This window comes from Bacteroides caecigallinarum (assembly GCF_021531075.1).
GTDB classification, from domain to species: Bacteria; Bacteroidota; Bacteroidia; order Bacteroidales; family Bacteroidaceae; genus Phocaeicola; species Phocaeicola caecigallinarum_B.
The window spans coordinates 1-262 of the sequence record NZ_JADYTJ010000169.1 but is presented as its reverse complement, the minus strand read 5'-3'; the positions used below and the strand labels follow the sequence as shown (position 1 = coordinate 262).

Annotated in this window: 1 rRNA gene; it reads left to right on the top strand. The window is 53.8% G+C overall.

What is annotated here, in order from left to right:
* A 23S ribosomal RNA gene (locus tag I6E11_RS14930) occupies positions 1–262 on the top strand; the annotation flags it as partial.

Here is a 262-nt window from a genome sequence, read left to right as displayed (position 1 = left end):
CTTCGAACAGAAGAGTGAAATAGTACCTGAAACCGTGCGCCTACAAGCGGTTGGAGCTCCGTAAGGAGTGACAGCGTGCCTTTTGCATAATGAACCTACGAGTTACCGTGTCCGGCGAGGTTAAGGGACATGAGTCCTGCAGCCGAAGCGAAAGCGAGTCTGAAGAGGGCGTCGAGTCGGATGCGGTAGACGCGAAACCAAGTGATCTACCCTTGGCCAGGATGAAGTCTGGGTAACACCAGATGGAGGTCCGCACCAATAA